Source organism: Streptomyces boncukensis, assembly GCF_011045075.1.
Classification (GTDB): Bacteria; Actinomycetota; Actinomycetes; order Streptomycetales; family Streptomycetaceae; genus Streptomyces; species Streptomyces boncukensis.
Genome location: NZ_JAAKZZ010001005.1, coordinates 1 through 1,121 on the forward strand (window position 1 = coordinate 1; position 1,121 = coordinate 1,121).

At 76.2% G+C, this 1,121-nt stretch carries 2 protein-coding genes; both read left to right on the forward strand.

Going from position 1 to position 1,121, the window contains the following annotated elements:
• Nucleotides 1-205, forward strand: a 205-nt coding sequence (locus G5C65_RS37595) for a hypothetical protein (RefSeq protein ID WP_206442719.1), incomplete at its 5' end; no start/stop codon positions are given.
• On the forward strand, nucleotides 202-1,121 hold a 920-nt coding region (locus tag G5C65_RS37600), incomplete at its 3' end, for a protein kinase domain-containing protein (protein WP_165303531.1). The genes G5C65_RS37595 and G5C65_RS37600, both read left to right, overlap by 4 nt.

Here is a 1,121-nt window from a genome sequence, read left to right on the forward strand (position 1 = left end):
GGCCCCGGCTCCGCCGCAGGCGGTGCCGGGCGCCGCGGCGCCGTTCCCGACGGCCGCGCCGTACCCGCCCGCCGCCCCGTACGCACCGGCCCCGCCGCCGGCTTCGGGCCACCAGCCGCCGGCCGATGCGTCGCCGCGGATGCGGCAGGTCGCCTCGGAGCTGGACGCGCTGGACGAGCTGCTGCGCAAACGGGGTGACCAGTGATCGGACGGCTGATCGCGGGCCGGTACGAGCTGACCGAACCGCTCGGCAAGGGCGCCATGGGCCAGGTCTGGGGCGCCCAGGACACCGGTCTCGGCGGCCGCCCGGTAGCCGTCAAGCTGACCCACTCGGGGCGCATGGCCTCGCTCTCCGGGAGCGCCGATCCCGAGGAGCTGCGCGACCGCTTCGAGCGCGAGTGCCGGGTGACAGCCCGGCTCGACCATCCGGCGCTGGTCACCGTCTACGACGCGGGCCGGGACGGCGAGGAGCTCTTTCTCGTCATGCAGCGGCTCGACGGCAGCGACCTGAGCGACCACCTCGCCGAGAACGCCCCGTATCCGGTGCCGTGGGCCGTGGCGGTGGCCGCCCAGCTGTGTTCGGGGCTGGCCGCGGTGCACGCGGTGGGTGTCGTGCACCGCGACCTCAAGCCCGGCAACGTCATCGTGTGCCCGGACGGCCGGGTCGTCATCCTCGACCTGGGGATCGCCGCCGTCACCTCCCTCGACACCACCCGGCTGACCCGCACCGGCGCTCTGGTGGGCACCCCCGTCTACATGGCGCCCGAGCAGGCGATGGGCGGTTCGGTGGTCGGTCCGCCGGCCGACCTGTACGCGCTCGGCGTGCTGCTGTACGAACTGCTCACGGGCCGGCCTCCGTTCGAGGCCCCGGAGGCGACCGGGCTGCTCTACAAGAAGCTGCACGAACTGCCCGCCCCCGTGGGGCGGCTGCGCCCCGAGGCGCCGGCGCCGCTGGCCGAACTGGTGCGGCGGCTGCTGCACAAGGAGCCCGCCGCCCGCCCCGCCGCCGCGTACGAGGTGTACGCGGCGCTCGCTCCCCTGCTGCCGCGCGCCGGGGGCAGCGGGCCGGGCCTGCCCCTGGACCCCTCCCGTCCGTTCCGCGAGCCGATGGCCCCGTGGCC